This window comes from Candidatus Poribacteria bacterium, assembly GCA_021295715.1.
Classification (GTDB): domain Bacteria; phylum Poribacteria; class WGA-4E; order WGA-4E; family WGA-3G; genus WGA-3G.
The window spans coordinates 1-357 of sequence record JAGWBV010000016.1; positions in this window are offsets into that span (position 1 = coordinate 1).

Below are 357 nucleotides of genomic sequence, written 5' to 3' on the forward strand. Positions count from 1 at the left end.
TCAGACAACGCGGCATTTGATGTTGAAGCCAAAAACAAGTTAGCGACAACTTGGGGTTCAATCAAGCAGGTTCGCTAATTTCAGATACGCCGATGTCGGGATACAACAAATAAGTTGTTTCGATATCTTCTACAGGACTTTCCGATTCGCCGTTTGAGGCAGAATTGGGAAGTCCTTTTTTATGCGCTATCGGATATGACGATAGAGTTCGGCAAGCCGCTCTGGTGAGATTTTCAGGAAATATAGGAGCGTTATCAGATAGTTGTTTAATGTCGTTCGAACGATACCTCTTGTTTCCCAGCGTCGCGCGGAGATATGGATACATGGGGCAACAAGGGTTGTTTTGCCGAGTTTCCG